Here is a 398-nt window from a genome sequence, read left to right on the forward strand (position 1 = left end):
TAAAGATAATTTATTATATGCGACAGTTCACATGGACGAAAAAACTCCACATATGCATTATGGTGTTGTTCCTATCACTGATGACGGTAGATTAAGTGCGAAAGAAGTTGTAGGGAATAAAAAGGCGTTAACAGCGTTTCAAGATAGATTTAACGAATATGTTAATCAACGTGGGTATGATTTGGACCGAGGACAATCAAGACAAGTTACAAATGCTAAACATGATCAGGTAAGCCGATATAAGCAAAAAACAGAATACCATAAGCAAGAATATGAGCGTGAGAGCCAAAAATTAAGCCATATACAACAAAAAAGCAGTGAGTTGATAGAACAATACCAAAAATCATTAGAAACGCTTAAAAAGCCTTTAAACGTCCAATATGAACATGAAACTGAAA

General features: G+C 34.4%; 1 protein-coding gene. It reads left to right on the top strand.

Annotated elements, in window-relative coordinates:
* The coding region (locus tag KA856_RS04560) for a plasmid recombination protein (RefSeq protein WP_245344310.1) at positions 1 to 398 on the top strand (398 nt) is incomplete at both ends.

The sequence above is a fragment of the Staphylococcus sp. GDB9P120P genome, assembly GCF_017893435.1.
GTDB lineage: Bacteria > Bacillota > Bacilli > Staphylococcales > Staphylococcaceae > Staphylococcus > Staphylococcus cohnii.